Annotated in this window: 1 pseudogene; it reads right to left on the bottom strand. The window is 44.4% G+C overall.

The annotated features are described in order from the left end of the window. Nucleotides 1-261, bottom strand: a pseudogene (locus R0K30_RS22405) (hypothetical protein); the annotation flags it as partial.

The raw sequence follows: 261 nt of genomic DNA, 5'->3' as shown, positions 1-261 counted from the left end.
GAGATCGTCGTGCGGGACAGGCTCTAAAGCCAGATCGGAATACTTTTGCGGAAAAGCATATTCTTCGTTTCCGAAATTGCGATCGATCAAGGTAAGATTATCGCCAGTTGATAATACGGAATCGAATATTGCATGCATATCTTCAATGCGCTCCTGGTAGCGCTTGGGATAGGAGCCTGCGAAAAAGGCTTTGTTGATTGCGTGCCTGTAAGATCCAATTGGATTGTTCAGATGAGGATTAGCTCCATATTCCAAATATGC

It is taken from the genome of Bacillus sp. SIMBA_154 (assembly GCF_046536015.1).
Lineage (GTDB): Bacteria > Bacillota > Bacilli > Bacillales > Bacillaceae > Bacillus > Bacillus pumilus_P.
This window is presented reverse-complemented; position numbering and strand designations above follow the sequence as displayed.